Source organism: Bradyrhizobium sp. 14AA (assembly GCF_054185205.1).
The window spans coordinates 1-436 of record NZ_JAVAYM010000191.1 but is presented as its reverse complement, the minus strand read 5'-3'; the positions used below and the strand labels follow the sequence as shown (position 1 = coordinate 436).

1 protein-coding gene is annotated in these 436 nt (G+C 73.4%); it reads left to right on the top strand.

Annotation, left to right across the window (positions count from 1 at the left end):
- A partial coding sequence (locus RAD15_RS43950; RefSeq protein ID WP_458184885.1) for an FGGY family carbohydrate kinase occupies positions 1-436 on the top strand: 436 nt, incomplete at both ends.

The following is a 436-nucleotide window of genomic DNA, read 5'->3' as shown; positions in this document are numbered from 1 at the left end:
TGGCCCAGGCCGGGCTGGAGCCGCGGGATCTGGCCGCCATCGTCCTCACCAACCAGCGCGAGACGGCCCTGCTCTGGGACCGCCGCACCGGCGAGCCGCTGCACCACGCCCTCGTCTGGCAGGACACCCGCACCGACCGGCAGGTGGCCGCGCTCGCCCGCGACGGCGGCCGCGACCGCTTCCGCGGCGTGACCGGCCTGCCGCTGGCGAGCTACTTCTCCGCCTCCAAGCTCGCGTGGCTGCTGGACCATGTCGACGGGGCGCGGGCGCTCGCCGAGGACGGAACCGCCCTGTTCGGCACGATCGATTCCTGGCTCGTCTGGAACCTCACCGGCGGCCCGGACGGCGGATTGCACGTCACCGACGTCACCAATGCCAGCCGCACGCAGCTGATGTCGCTGGCGACCCTCGACTGGGACGAGGCCATGCTCGGCGT